The 13,349-nt window shown below is 56.7% G+C and carries 10 protein-coding genes; 5 read left to right on the top strand and 5 right to left on the bottom strand.

Annotated elements, in window-relative coordinates; all coding sequences use genetic code 11:
- Positions 1 to 7: 7 nt before the first annotated feature.
- The 4 genes from NP590_RS01780 to NP590_RS01765 all read right to left on the bottom strand — a co-directional run bounded on the left by NP590_RS01780 (position 8) and on the right by NP590_RS01765 (position 2,725).
- Positions 8 to 397, bottom strand: a complete 390-nt coding sequence (locus tag NP590_RS01780) for a DUF3465 domain-containing protein (protein ID WP_256600439.1) — start codon at positions 395 to 397, stop codon at positions 8 to 10.
- Positions 398 to 518: 121 nt separating this feature from the next.
- Positions 519 to 833: a c-type cytochrome gene (locus NP590_RS01775; RefSeq protein ID WP_256600438.1), complete on the bottom strand. Its 315-nt coding sequence runs from the start codon at positions 831 to 833 to the stop codon at positions 519 to 521.
- A gap of 3 nt (positions 834 to 836) precedes the next feature.
- Positions 837 to 1,145, bottom strand: a complete 309-nt coding sequence (locus NP590_RS01770) for a c-type cytochrome (RefSeq protein WP_256600437.1) — start codon at positions 1,143 to 1,145, stop codon at positions 837 to 839.
- Positions 1,142 to 2,725: a nitrite reductase gene (locus tag NP590_RS01765; protein WP_256600435.1), complete on the bottom strand. Its 1,584-nt coding sequence runs from the start codon at positions 2,723 to 2,725 to the stop codon at positions 1,142 to 1,144. The genes NP590_RS01770 and NP590_RS01765 overlap by 4 nt, the downstream gene beginning before the upstream one ends.
- Positions 2,726 to 2,927: 202 nt before the next feature.
- On the opposite strand from NP590_RS01765, the gene NP590_RS01760 reads away from it, so the two are divergent.
- From NP590_RS01760 to rsmA, 3 genes are all read left to right on the top strand, one after another.
- On the top strand, positions 2,928 to 3,491 hold the full coding sequence (locus tag NP590_RS01760; RefSeq protein WP_256600434.1) for a MarR family winged helix-turn-helix transcriptional regulator: 564 nt from the start codon (positions 2,928 to 2,930) through the stop codon (positions 3,489 to 3,491).
- A 249-nt stretch (positions 3,492 to 3,740) separates the two neighbouring features.
- Entirely contained in the window at positions 3,741 to 4,742 is a 1,002-nt protein-coding gene (gene pdxA / locus NP590_RS01755) for a 4-hydroxythreonine-4-phosphate dehydrogenase PdxA (RefSeq protein ID WP_256600433.1), read from the top strand.
- Entirely contained in the window at positions 4,739 to 5,530 is a 792-nt protein-coding gene (gene rsmA / locus NP590_RS01750; protein ID WP_256600432.1) for a 16S rRNA (adenine(1518)-N(6)/adenine(1519)-N(6))-dimethyltransferase RsmA, read from the top strand. The genes pdxA and rsmA overlap by 4 nt, the downstream gene beginning before the upstream one ends.
- Positions 5,531 to 5,862: 332 nt before the next feature.
- Here the strand turns inward: rsmA and NP590_RS01745 are convergent, their stop codons facing one another.
- Positions 5,863 to 7,098, bottom strand: coding sequence for an NYN domain-containing protein (locus NP590_RS01745; RefSeq protein ID WP_256600430.1), 1,236 nt, complete (start codon positions 7,096 to 7,098; stop codon positions 5,863 to 5,865).
- Positions 7,099 to 7,554: 456 nt separating this feature from the next.
- Between NP590_RS01745 and NP590_RS01740 the strand changes: the two genes are divergently transcribed.
- Both NP590_RS01740 and NP590_RS01735 read left to right on the top strand, forming a co-directional pair.
- Entirely contained in the window at positions 7,555 to 9,294 is a 1,740-nt protein-coding gene (locus NP590_RS01740; RefSeq protein WP_256600429.1) for an autotransporter assembly complex protein TamA, read from the top strand.
- Positions 9,291 to 13,280: a translocation/assembly module TamB domain-containing protein gene (locus tag NP590_RS01735; RefSeq protein ID WP_256600428.1), complete on the top strand. Its 3,990-nt coding sequence runs from the start codon at positions 9,291 to 9,293 to the stop codon at positions 13,278 to 13,280. The genes NP590_RS01740 and NP590_RS01735 overlap by 4 nt, the downstream gene beginning before the upstream one ends.
- Positions 13,281 to 13,349 lie beyond the last annotated feature (69 nt).

Here is a 13,349-nt window from a genome sequence, read left to right as displayed (position 1 = left end):
CCTTTTACTATTGATAAGTCCTGCCATCATGCCGCAACCAACCGCCCAGATGGCGCCGGGCGGGATCATGATGGGTCCAATGCACGGTGCCGCCTTTGTCGCTCCATTCATACTCGCCGTAAAAAGACACGGTGTCGCCGACCCGCAAACCTTCGATTTTGGCGGCCAAATCGATGTTATGCGCAATCAACAGGGTTTGGCCCGAATGCAGGCGCAGAATGAAGCGCTGATGGCGACTGCCCTGATTATCGTCCGGCAAGAGTTTTATCACTGTGCCTTGGCCTTGCATCTGCAAGTCGCTACGATGACTGCGAAAGGCTTCGGCCAACAGAGCGTCATTGCCGGAATTCGGCGCATCCGCCCATACCGTCGACTGACCACCAATCAGCAACAGCAAAACGGCCAGTGCAATGGCTTTAGGATTCCGCCCAAAATAACTTCCGCGTTCTGTTCCCTCTCCCTCCGGGAGAGGGTTAGGGCGAGGGGTATAAATAGGGAAGCTATATTGGGCGGAATCCTTAGTCATTTTCCCAGTCCTTACCACGCAACAACCGGACCAGCCATACGGTTTCATCGGTCGTTAAAAATTGCTTCCACGGCGGCATGGCCGATCCGGCCCTGCCGTTTTGAATGGCGTCTATCAGCATGGCATCGTTTTTATCGGCCAAAGCCTCCGGCAGCAACGACGGCCCCAAGCCCCCCCTGGGGGGCAGGCCGTGGCAGGAACCGCAATCGTGCTTGAGCATGTTCAGCAGTTCCCGCTGCCGTTGCGGATTGGGTTCGTCCGCAACGGCGACGTGGCAAAACAAGGCCAGCAGCCAGATAAAACGCATGCGTTAGGGTTTGACGCTGCCGTAATAGCTGGCGATGTCGTTAATGTCGTTGTCTGTCAACGAACCGGCAATCGCATTCATGATGTCCGATTTACGCGTCAGATCGCGATATTGCCTGATGGCGGTTTTCAGATACTCGACATCGCGGCCGCCCAAGGGTGGAAACGGTGCGTCGGCGCTGGGGTTGCGAATGCCGTGGCATTGCGCGCACACCGCCGCGGCCTTGGCCTGACCGGCATACAGACTGGCCGCCCGCGCGGAACCGCCGGCCAACAGGCCGGCCAGCAACAAAACAGAATATTTCAGTTTCATTTGCCTTGCTCCATTTCGTCGGGCGACAGACCGCGAGTCATGTATTTGACCCGGCCTCTGGAGAAAATCCCGGCCGGGCTTTCCATCGGCACGGAGGCGACTTTTTGCAGCGTGTTGGAGTCATAAACCACCACTTCGTCGCCATTGTAACCGGCGGATATGTACAAGAATTTACCGTCGGCGCTATATTCCGGGAAGTAGGCGTGGCCGCCGACATCCAGGGTTTTCACCACTTCCAGGGTTTTCTTGTCGATCAACTGCACGGTGCGGGCGCGCCTGTCCTTGCTGATGATGTCCACCGCCACATAGGGCGCGTTGGCGTGCGCGGCGGGCGACTCGGTACCGCCGGAAACCGGGATTTGTTTGACCACTTCCATTTTATCCAAGTCCCAAACGCTGACCACCATCTTGTCGCAATCGCCGAAGTTGGTACCGAAGCCCAGGGTACGGCCGTCAACCTTGACCGCCGAACCGCCGCCGACATGCGGCACGCAACCGGCCGGCAGTTGTTTGATCAACTTGCGCTCTTCCAAGTCGATGGCGGCGACGATACTGTCGTCATAGGAAGCCACCATCAATTTTTTACCGCCGTGAGTCAGGAAGGCGTCGTGCAAATGCCGACCGACTTTTTCGATCTTGGTGACCGGAAAACCTTCTTTTTTATAATCGACTATCCAAACCTGGCCGGCATTTTCCAGCGCAATGGCAAAAATGTCGGCATAGGGGGTGCCGATGATCATGCCGGAATCGGACGAAACGTGTTTACCGTCGGGGTCAATGCCTTCCAATTCAAAGGTTTTCAAGGGTTCCAGGGTGTCGGCATCCAGAATCACGGCATTGTGCGGCACGAAAGAGCCGGCCATGATGTATTTGCCGTCACGCGACACGCCCATGCCGGGACCGTTCCAGCCGGTTTTGATGCTGCGGGTAGCCTGCATGGAATATAAATCGACCTTGAAAATTTCGGCGGTATCGGTTTTCACATAAGCCCAACGCGGATTGGCCGGATTGAAATCGATAATGTGCGCGGCGGTGCCTGTAGACACTTCGCCGACTTTTTGATGCGTGGCGCTGTTGATGAAAATGGCCTTGGAACCTTCGCCGCGGCCGTATTTGCCGCGCGCCGCCACGCCGATCAGATTCTCGAATTTGTCGTCAATTTGGAATGTCGGCTTGGCGGGCAAGCTGCTTTCATCCTTGACGTAGACTTTCAACGATTTTTTCATATCGTCGATGGTCCAGGCCGGATTCGGTTGTTTGGGGGTTTCCTGCAAATGTTTGATGACGCCGCGAATCTCGTCATCGGACAGCTTGCCGTAAAACGGCGGCATTAGCGTGTCAAAGCTGCCGGCCATCACTATGGTGCGCAGCGCGGTCGGGCTGCGGCCCTTCAAGGTATCGGCGTTCAAGGCCGGCGCCAGATAGCCGCCGTGATCCGAGCCGTGGCAACTGGCGCAGTTGTCCTGATACAGCTGGTGCATATTGTCGGATTTTGCCATTGCCATCCCGGATGACAATAGCACGGCAATAGCACTCGCCAGTAGGGATTTATTCAATCGTTTTGTTATCGTTTTTTTCATTATGAATTCCTGTCATCCGCGAATTAAAAAAAGAGCCAACCCAAAAGCATTAAACCATAAAACGCCGGCGAAACCGCCCGACACACCCACATGGAATAAATTTTAAGTTGGCTCGAGGCCGAATGTTATAAAATTTCGAGTCGCTATTAAAGCGCCTGAACCCAGACCTTGTCAACCGTAAAAGCAATGATAGAATAAGCCCATGACACAAACCGACATCTACGAACTCATCGAATGCATGACCGCGCTGATCCGCTCGGAAGAACGCAAGAAATGCACCGAACTCGGCCTGCAACCGGTGCATTTCCAGGTTTTGAACTACCTGTCGCGCGCCAACAAATACAGCAACACACCGGCGGCGGTCGCCAATTATCTAGGCATGACCCGCGGCACTGTTTCGCAATCCTTGATCATTCTGGAAAAGAAAGGCTATATCGAAAAAATCCCCGACAGCAACGACAAGCGGGTGATTCATTTGCGCCTGTTGGGAGAAGGCACCGAGGTGTTGAAGGAGGCTCGCCCTTCCGATCTGTTTTCCAGCGCCACCGACATACTACGCACCACCGGCCAGGAACTGACCGACGCCAATGTGTTCCAGCAAGCATTGACCGCGCTGCAAAAAGCCAACCAATCGCAATCGTTCGGCGTATGCAAAACCTGCCGCAACTTCAGCGAAAAGGACGGCGAATTCTTCTGCCAATTGACTCAAGAAAAACTCAGCGACACCGACAGCGAGAAAATCTGCCAGGAACACACGCCCGTCTAAGGATTCCACCCACAATAACTTCCGCATTCCATTCCCTCTGCCTCCGGAGGGTATCGTAAAAGCTCCCTCTCCCTGCGGGAGAGGGTTGGGGTGAGGGGGTAAAATCAATAAACTATTGTTTTATATACCCTCATCCTAACCTTCTCCCAGCGGGAGAAGGGACTGATTGGCTTTTACGACAGCCTCCGGAATAGGAAAGTGGAATCCTAAGCCTAACTCCGGGCCATTTACCCCAAAACCAAGGCCGTCATGCCATCGAACACTCTTACACGCATCGCGCTGACTCCCGGCGAACCCGCAGGTATTGGTCCCGATCTGTGCGTGCAACTGGCGCAACTCGCGCATTCCTGCCAACTGGTGGCAATCGCCGACCCCGATCTGTTAAGACAGCGAGCCCAACAACTTGGCCTGTCGCTGGCGATTGAGCTGTTCGATGCAGCCAAACCGGCCGCTCCCACGCCGGCCGGCCGCCTGAGCGTGCTACCGGTCGCCTTGGCGGAACCCGCCGTCGGCGGCCGGCTTAATCCGGCCAACAGCGCCTACGTACTGCAAACCATCCGTCTGGCCACGCAAGGCTGTCTGGAGCAGGCCTTTGCCGCCATGGTCACCGCGCCGGTACATAAGGGCATCATCAACGACGCCGGCATCCCGTTCAGCGGCCATACCGAATTCATCGCCGACATCACCGGCGGCACCCCGGTAATGATGCTGGCCACGCCGGGCTTGCGGGTGGCGCTGGCCACCACTCACTTGCCGCTCTCGCAAGTCAGCCGCGCCATTACCGCCGAATTGCTGACTGAAATCCTTCGCCTGCTGGATAAAGACCTGCGCCGGCGCTTCGGCATACGCGAGCCCAACATCCTGGTCTGCGGCCTGAATCCGCATGCCGGCGAAAGCGGCCATCTGGGGCGGGAGGAAATCGAAATCATCGAACCCGCGCTGGAAAGCCTGCGTAGCGAAGGCATGACTCTTTACGGCCCACTACCGGCCGACACCCTGTTCACGCCAAAATACCTGAAGCACGCCGACGCCGTACTGGCCATGTATCACGACCAGGGCCTACCGGTGCTGAAATACAAGGGCTTCGGCCAAGCCGTCAACATCACGCTGGGCCTGCCCATCATCCGCACCTCGGTAGACCACGGCACAGCGCTGGATCTGGCCGGCAGCGGCCAAGCCAGCCTCGGCAGCCTGCAATTTGCCTTGCAAACGGCCTTGGAAATGCTCTCATCACCCACACAACTACCATGACCCATCAAGCCCGCAAACGTTTCGGCCAGAATTTTCTGCAAGACCACCGTGTCATCGGCGATATTCTGGATTACGCCCACCCGCAAACCGGCGAGCACTGGGTGGAAATCGGCCCCGGCCTGGGCGCACTGACCCGACCATTGTTGGAAACCGGTGTCAATCTGGATGTGGTGGAGTTGGATCGCGACCTGGTCGCCCATCTGCGAAAACAATTCGCCGATCATCTCCGGCTCAACATACACAGCGCCGACGCGCTGAAATTCGACTTCAACGCCCTGGCGACCGCCGGCCAAAAACTGCGCATCATCGGCAACCTGCCCTACAACATCTCCACCCCGCTGATGTTCCATTTGTTGGAAACCACGGCCTGCGTGGAAGACATGCATTTCATGCTGCAAAAAGAGGTGGTCAACCGGATTTGCGCCGAACCCGGCGGCAAAAAATACGGCCGTCTTAGCGTGATGATGCAGTATTTTTGCGAAACGGAATGGCTGTTCGACGTAGCGCCGGAAAGCTTCGACCCGGCCCCGCAAGTCATGTCCGCCATCGTGCGCCTGGTGCCTCGCGACAAGCCCCCGGTGGAAATAGCGGACTTTCCGCATTTCAGCAGGCTGGTGACCCAAGCCTTCTCGCAACGCCGCAAAACCCTGCGTAATTCGCTGAAAAATTTTATAAGCGAAGACAAAATGGCTGCATTGGGCATCGATGCCAATTTGCGGGCGGAGTCGGTGTCGCTGGCGGAATTTGCCTTGATCAGTCGGTATAGTCTGAAGAATAGCCAACCTTAAACGGCAACCCCAGAAGAAGGGTCTCGATTGTTTGAGTGCCTTCGTTTTTTGAGTGTCGCTATCGCGACGGTTTTATCTAAGTCGGTTCCCGCACAGACAAGCGGAATACTTTTCTTTGCTTGTCCAAAGAAAAGTATTCAAAAGAAACGACACCCGGATTCCGCCTTTATCCTGCGCTTCTCGCTTTTGCCGAGGGTTTTCGAAGGGCAATACCTAGCCCTGCGAAAACGAGCGGCATCCATGCCGCTCCCCTGCGGGCCAATTTCGCCAAAAGCCGCGATGCTCGGGGCGAAATAACGGTATTTAAACCCCGCCCCCGAGCATATCCATTACTAAGTTCTATCAGAAGCGCGACACAACTGACGCGCTTCTGTAATCAACAAATCTAATTTTCCTTGTGGTCGACGTTGGAGCAACAACGGAACAATACCCTCTTTTCTTAACGGCGCAGAAAGCTCATCAAGCCCAGACAGCAGTCGACTGACCAATGCGCGATCAATGGCAAATGTCACTTGCTCATTTGAGAACAAACCAACTTTCCAGTAACTTTCATCGCCGTCAGGCCCATGCTGATTTTCAACTTTTGTAATCACACCAGCCTTCATTAGTATGCTCATAACCTTTTTGACGTCTGCAGCTGTAAGATTTGTTGCTGAACCACCGGCAATTGCAAACTCGGCCATTTCAGAACGGGTCATAACATCCAAATCTTTCAGTCGGTAATAACAATCTTCTATTATTGGTAACGGTAATGACCGCCAGCCTTTATTTCTTAATATTGACCTGTACTGATCCACTAAATCTTGCGTAGTAAGGTTATTAATAGGCTCACTATTTACACCTTGAGAGGTAACGCTAATAGATTTTTGATTAACAAATGAAACAAGCCACGATTTGCCACTTTGATGTAGCTCAACACTATCCACTTGATTTACAAAGTCGTTAAATCCCTTAAAACCTAGTTTTTTTTCGTCAAAAGCACTGTCAATATTTAACATCCGCGCTTTCAATGTTGAGCAATTGGCAGGCTCATCGAAGGTTCCTAAAGCTTTTTCCAACAAATCGGCAGCATCATCGAACGCAGAAGCAAGAGTAGCCTCGTCAGCTTTTTCCATGTTTTTTTCACGTTCTAAATAAATAAAACGAGAACATGAGCTTTTAACCGATTCGCTAAGTGCAGAACGCGGGCCTGCACCGATAACTTGTCGTCCCATTTCTCGTAATCGCCTGAATAAAGGACTGAAATCTGAATCACCAGTTGCCAGCGCAATCCATCTCAAGTCCGGGTCACGCCAAGCGTATTCCATTACATCAACGACTATTTGAATGTCGGCAGAATTCTTGCCACTTATAGGATGAAACGTATGGATCAACTCGAAACCAAGGCGGTTAAGTATGTTTTGATGGGGCGTCAAGCTCGGAAGCGTCCACTTTGCATAAGCCCGCCTTACAATGATGGCCCCCATGGAAGTGAGCTCTTCTATCAATTGCTCCAAACCATCTTGCTTTACCCATTGCGTTAGATTTTCCACGTCAACAAAAATACCAACCCTGTCCACTGCCTGCATTTACGATTCCTTGATATATTTATGTGCCAACAAATTTTCCTAGCAACTTTGTATTAAACAAACAAAATCGTCAATTCACTTTCTATTTCGCGCTTAAGTATTCCCCAACATTCTGCCCCGATCATTTTAGCTTTTCACAACATGGACTTGCAGGAGATTAGCTTAGATAACGCCTGTTTTCGCGCGATTTAGGATTGACTTATAACAACCCTTGCCAAACACAAAGGGTTAGGATGCATGAAAAATTTGCCGTTTCTCCAATTTCCGCTTAGGACAGGTTCGCCGCATTTTCCGTTGACCATTGCGTTCCGGAACGACACCGTTTTTAGTTCCCTACTTGTAACAAAAAAGCACATGCTGTTGCCATGCGGGCTTTTTGATGTACCCTGTGAACACAAGCCGCGACAGACGGACAAAAGCGCCGACGCGGCCTACCTTTCGCGGGAAATCGTCTCAATGCACATTCACTTCCCCAGGCTTCGTCGGACCGCTTTATTGAGTTTGCTCGGGCTGTCCGCGCCGGCCGCCGGCGACGTGGCAATTCAGGGTTTGGCCTCGGAAGCCGAAAGCAATGTAAAACAAACCCTGTCCCTGGCCAAAGAGCACTGCGACAGTCCGGAATGGAAAATTCGCCAGCTATACGACAAGGCCGGGCGGGAGATAGACGAGGCCCTGCGCGCCTTGGGCTACTACCATGCCGTCAGCGGCGGGCGGCTGGAATTCGACGCTGCCTGCTGGCATGCGCAATTCGACATACACAGCGGCCCTCGGGTCATGCTGGAGAATATCGAAATCGCATGGCGGGGCGAAGCCGGCCAGGATGAAGAATTTACCAAGCTGGCCGACAAACTGCGCGCCGATATCGGTACCGGCTTGCATCACGGCCGCTACGAAAGCATGAAGAGCCGGATGGAAACCCTGGCCTTGGAGCGCGGTTATTTCAAGGGCCGCTTCCTGGAAAAAACCTTGCTGGTGGACAGAGCCGGCAACACGGCTCAAATCCGCTTGGTATACGATAGCGGCCCGCGCCTGTTTTTCGGCGAAATCCAGCTCGATCAGGACATACTCGAGCCCGACTTTGTGCACAAATTGATCGGCATCGAAACGAATACCCCTTATCACAGCGCTCAACTGGCGAAAACGCATAACGATCTATCGAACAGCGGCTATTTCGAGATGGTGGATATTCATCCGCAACTGGAGCAGCAGGAGCAACTCGCGCAAAACCGCGTACCGATAAACGTGAAGCTGTATCCGAAAAAGGCCCACCATTATAGCCTAGGCTTGGGTTACGACACGGACAAGGGGCCCTTGCTGGCGGCGGCTTACATGAATCGCCGGCTCAACCGCCAAGGCCATTTCTTTAACGCCGATATAGACCTGTCGCCGGTATTGTCCACCGCCACCGCCGAATACGGCGTGCCGCTGGCAAATCCCGTCAGCGACTCGTTCGGTTTCGGCGGCGGCTTGAAACGCGAGGAAACCGACAGTTACCGCTCCCTGTCCGGCAAGCTGTCGGCCCGCTTGAAGCACGCTTTCGACAACGGCTGGAAGCAGACCCTGTATGTGGATTCGGTATACGAAAGCTTTACGGCCGACGCGCAACAAAACAATACCCAGTTGCTTTTGCCCGGCGGCAGTTGGCTACGCTCGGTGGCGGACGATACGCTGCGCCCCACCCGCGGCTACCGGCTGGAACTCAATCTGAGCGGCAGTTACAAAAACCCAGTCTCCGACATCAGCATGGCGCAAGCTTCGATCGCGGCCGTCTGGATGCAGCCGCTGCCTTGGCGGGGCCGGCTGATAGCCCGGGCCGAGCAAGCCGCCACCTTGGTGGATAATTTCGCCAAATTGCCCGCCAGCTACCGCTATTATGCCGGCGGCATGAATAGCATACGCGGCTACGCCTATAAGGAACTGGGACCCAGGGACGCGCAAGGCCGCTTGCTTGGCGGGCGCTTTTTAAGCGTGGCCAGCCTGGAATACGAGCAGGCCGTGCTGGATGACTGGGGCGTGGCGGCTTTTATCGATGCCGGCAATGCCTATAACCCGGACGATATCCGCATCAAGGCCGGCGCCGGCTTGGGCCTGCGCTGGCATTCGCCTATCGGCCCGATCCGGATCGACTTGGCCGTCCCGCTCGGCGAAGCCGACTCTTCGTTTCAATTTCATTTCGCCGCCGGCACCCGCTTATGAAAAAAACCCTGCTTTTACTGGCGCTGGCCCTCATGTTGCTGTTGCCTGTCGGCCTTTATAGCTTGCTGAACAGCAGTGCCGGCAGCCGTTGGCTGCTGCAAGGGATTTTGGCCGCCCTGCCCGCGCAAACCGGCTTGGCGCGCATTGAAGGCCGCCTGCTGGATCAAATCGAACTGCAAGGCCTGCATTACGAAACCGACGCCGAAGCGGTCGATATCGATAGGCTCCGCTTTAGCTGGCAACCCGCGCACTTGCTGACCGGCACCTTGAAGCTGGTCGACATCAGCCTGGAGGGCGTCACTATCGTTGTCAAACAGCCCCGGCCTTCCTCGGAGGGCGGTTTCGACTGGGAGGCCGAGCTGGGTTTGCCGTTGCAAGTGATACTGGAGAATCTGTCGGTAACCGATCTGTATTATCGGGCGGGCGAAACCGATGTCCATCTGCAATATCTGCGGCTTTCCGCGCTGAGTGAACGCAATCGCATAGACATCCCGGCCTTGAGCCTGCGCGCCGCGCCACTTGAGCTGGAATTGAGCGGCCAAGTCGCGCTCGGCCGGGGGTTTCCCTTTAGCTTAAGCAGCGAGTGGCGATTCGATAGCCCGGAGTACGGCCGCTGGCAAACCCACACCCGCGTCAGCGGCAACGCCGATTATGTGGAACTGGACAGCCGCCAACAAGCGCCTTTTCCGCTGAGCGTGCATGGTACGCTGAAACAGCTGCAAACCCAAGCCATGCTGGCATTGCGCGGCGATTGGCAACAATTGCGCTGGCCGCCCAATGCCGCCACGCCGCAATTCGGCAGCGACCGGGGCTTTTTTGAAATCGACGGTGTATTGGACGATTATCGCGTACGCGTGGCCGGCCCGCTGACGCAAGATTACCTACCCGACGCCCGCCTGGAATTTTCCGGCCAGGGCAGCGGCAAAACCCTGCAAATCGCCGATTTGCAGCTAAGCTCGCCGGCCGGCGGCCTGTTCGCAAGCGGCAATGTCGCTTGGGAAACTGGAGTCCAGCTGGATTTACGGGCCGGCGGCAAAAACTTCAACCCGGCCTTATTTCTGGCCGACCTGCCGGGCAAGCTCAGTTTCGACAGTCATATCCAGGCAAAAATCGACGCCGGCGCCAGCGAGGCCCGCATCACGCTGGCGTCGCTGACGGGGCAGTTGCGCGGCAACCCGGTCCGGGCCGGCGGAAAAATAAGCTATACCGACCGCGGCCTGGCGATAGACCATCTCGCCATCCATGCCGGCCGCAACCGCATCGGCGCCAATGGCCGCATGGCCGGCGGCGATTCGGACCTGAGCTTCGATATCGACAGCCCCGACATGGCCGGGTTATGGCCCGGCCTGTCCGGCGCCTTAAAGGCCTCGGGCCGTGCGCGGGGTAAGCTGCAAAATCCGCAACTGGCATTTCAAGCCCAGGGCCGCCGTCTGCGGCTTGCCGACCACGCTATCGGCCGGCTGGACATGAATGTGGACTACCGGCCAGAGGCCGGTCAGGTCTCCAAGATACAGCTGCGCGCCGATAATATCCAAACCGCCGGCATCGCGCTGGACCGGCTGACGCTGGATGGCGCGGGCAACTTAAGCCGCCACCGGCTTACGCTGGACATGCACGGCCCCAGCCTCTCGTTGGCCGGCGCCGTTTCCGCCGGCGCGCGGGGTCCGGACTGGCAAGCCCATTTAAACACGCTGGATCTGAGCGGTCCCGCCTGGGGGCAGTGGCGATTGCCGGCCCCCAGCCAAATTAAGGCCTCGCGCGCCGGCGACGGTTTCGATATCAGCATGACCGACATTTGCCTGAAGCAAAACAACGCCTCCCTGTGCCTGGGCGGCCGTTACCGGAGCGATAGCGATTTCAGCGCGCAATTGCGGGCCAGAACCCTGCCGGCCGCTTTGTTGAACGCCTATTTGCCCGCCGGGGTGAGCTTGAACAGCCGGATCGAGGCCGACATCGACCTCAAGCGCCGTAACGGTGTCTTGACCGGCAGCTACCGGCTCGATATGCCGGACGACGGCAAGCTGTTGGTCGAACGCGGGCAAAATGTCGGCGAACTGAATTTGGGCGCTATCGGCCTGAGCGGACAACTCGATGACCAGCGGCTGCAATCCAGGGCCGACATTCGCCTGCCGGACGGCGATTTCTTTCGCGCGGCGCTGCAATACAACATCGACAGCCAACGCATACAGAGCGGCCACATTGCCGCCTCGGTCAAGCACTGGGCCTGGTTGCAGCCGTTTGCGGCGCAACTGGCCCAGCCGACGGGGCAACTCAAGGCCGATCTGACGCTGAGCGGCAATCCGCGCGCGCCCAACATCAGCGGCGGGCTGGAATTGACCGGCGGCTCGTTCGAGCTGCCCGATGCCGGCGTGGGTTTCCGCGAGCTGGATTTACAGGCTTCGGCCGGCGACGGCAAATCGAAAAATATCGCCATTCGCGGCACGGCGAGGCCGTTTTTTGTAAGGAACGATGCGCCCGCCGGACTGCAATTCAATGGCCGCCTGGAGCTTGCCGCAAACCTGCAACGCTTGCAACCGTTGACCGGCGATTATCGAATCGGCATACCCGCCGGCGTCAGTATCGGCCATGCAAGCGGCCCGACCATGCCTATTGCCGCTTCCAGCCTTAGCGGCGCCGTTCAAGGCGACCAACTGTCCGCCCAACTGGACTTACGCCTGCCGAATGACGATTATGTCAGCGCGCTGTTGCGGGCCGATAGCGGCCCCGGTCAAAGTTTATCCGGACAAATCAACGCATCTTGGCGGGATATGACTTTGATCGATGCGCTGCTAGCGGATTTAAGCCAAACCCAGGGTCACCTCAAGGCCGATCTGACGCTGGCCGGCAGCCTGTCTCAACCCCAGCTTGCGGGCAGCGTCAATCTGCTGCAAGCCGCCGCGACTATCAACGCCCTGGGCATTCGCATACAGGACCTCAATCTGCGCGCGGCCAACGCCGATAGTGCCGCGGACCGCCTGCAAATCAGCGGCGGCGCCCGTTCGGGACAAGGCCGCCTGAGCCTGAGCGGCAGCGTCGGCTTGAACGGCGCCGCCGACCTTGCCCTGCGGGGGGAAGATTTCGAGGCGGCCAAACTCGCCGAGGCGCAAGTCACCATCAGCCCGGACCTGCGGCTGACCAGCACGCAGTCGGGCGAAAAACTCAGCGGCCGGCTCGACATCCCCAAGGCCATCATCGCCTTGCGGGAAATTCCGGAGCACGCGGTAAGCGTCAGCGAGGATGAAACCATCCTCGGCCAAGCCCGGCGGGAGCAAACGTCGCCCGCCGAGTTCGGTCCGGACGCCGACATCGAAGTTGTCTTGGGCCGACAAGTCCATTTCACCGGCATGGGACTGGATAGCGGCTTGGCGGGCCGGCTAAAAATCCAGCGCTCCGGCGGCGCGACCCAAATGCACGGCACCGTCGATATGCAACAGGGCCGTTATCAGAGTTACGGCCAGGATCTGAGCTTGCGCAAGGGGCGGTTTTTGTTCAACGGTCCGCTGGCGGCGCCCTGGCTGGACGTGGAAGCGGTCCGGCTGTCCAGGGACCATGGCGTCACCGCCGTATTACAGCTTAGCGGCCCGCTAAATACCCCGAAAACACGGGTTTACTCGGAGCCGGCGCTGCCGGAAGCCGATGCCCTGGCCTATCTGGTTACCGGGTCGCCGCTGAACCAGGTCGGCAAGGGCAACGCCAATCTACTGGCGAGCGCGGCGGTAAGCTACGGTGCCGGGCAATTGTCCTGGTTGAGCGATAAACTCGGGGTGGACGAATTCGAGGTCAAGCAGGGCCAAACCCTGCAAGACACCTTGTTGACGGTCGGCCAATATTTAAGCCCGGATTTTTATGTCGGTACCCGGGTCGGCATTTTCAATCAGCAAGCCACTCTGGTGCTGAAGCATAAACTCAGCAAAACCATCAACCTGGAAACCCAAGCCGGCACTTCGCAACGAGTTAAACTCAATTACGAAATCGACACCGATTGATGGGCGGGCCGCCGCCCCGTTTCGTCATATTCCTGTCATGTTTTCCCATTACTATGAAAGTCATGGTAG

The organism is Methylomonas subterranea (genome assembly GCF_024505185.1).
Taxonomy (GTDB): Bacteria; Pseudomonadota; Gammaproteobacteria; order Methylococcales; family Methylomonadaceae; genus Methylomonas; species Methylomonas subterranea.
The sequence above is the reverse complement of the archived record's forward strand: the minus strand, read 5'-3'. Positions and strand labels throughout refer to the sequence as shown.

Coding starts and splice junctions, on each gene's coding strand:
- NP590_RS01740 (WP_256600429.1), top strand. CDS start 7,555: ATGCACATTCACTTCCCCAGGCTTCGTCGGACCGCTTTATTGAGTTTG.
- NP590_RS01760 (WP_256600434.1), top strand. CDS start 2,928: ATGACACAAACCGACATCTACGAACTCATCGAATGCATGACCGCGCTG.
- NP590_RS01745 (WP_256600430.1), bottom strand. CDS start 7,098: ATGCAGGCAGTGGACAGGGTTGGTATTTTTGTTGACGTGGAAAATCTA.
- NP590_RS01770 (WP_256600437.1), bottom strand. CDS start 1,145: ATGAAACTGAAATATTCTGTTTTGTTGCTGGCCGGCCTGTTGGCCGGC.
- NP590_RS01765 (WP_256600435.1), bottom strand. CDS start 2,725: ATGAAAAAAACGATAACAAAACGATTGAATAAATCCCTACTGGCGAGT.
- NP590_RS01775 (WP_256600438.1), bottom strand. CDS start 833: ATGCGTTTTATCTGGCTGCTGGCCTTGTTTTGCCACGTCGCCGTTGCG.
- rsmA (WP_256600432.1), top strand. CDS start 4,739: ATGACCCATCAAGCCCGCAAACGTTTCGGCCAGAATTTTCTGCAAGAC.
- NP590_RS01735 (WP_256600428.1), top strand. CDS start 9,291: ATGAAAAAAACCCTGCTTTTACTGGCGCTGGCCCTCATGTTGCTGTTG.
- pdxA (WP_256600433.1), top strand. CDS start 3,741: ATGCCATCGAACACTCTTACACGCATCGCGCTGACTCCCGGCGAACCC.